We start from the raw sequence: 231 nt of genomic DNA, 5'->3' as shown, positions 1-231 counted from the left end.
CTCCTCGCCCGCGCCAAGGTCGCCGAGGCGCAGACCAAGGTGCAGGACGCGGTCGGCTCGATCAACGTGCTCGACCCCACCAGCGAGCTGGGCCGTTTCGAGGACAAGGTCCGCCGCCAGGAGGCCATCGCACAGGGCAAGATCGAGCTCGCAGCGTCGAGCCTCGACGCCCAGTTCGAGAGCCTGGAAGACCTCGGCGAGCTGACCGAGGTCGAGGCGCGCCTCGCCGAG

General features: G+C 70.1%; 1 protein-coding gene. It reads left to right on the top strand.

All coding sequences use genetic code 11. From position 1 onward, the window contains the following. Positions 1-231: PspA/IM30 family protein (locus tag ACY0MJ_RS22550; protein WP_462640796.1), on the top strand; the 231-nt coding region annotated here is incomplete at both ends.

The organism is Ramlibacter sp. bp-362, assembly GCF_054956735.1.
The sequence above is the reverse complement of the archived record's forward strand: the minus strand, read 5'-3'. Positions and strand labels throughout refer to the sequence as shown.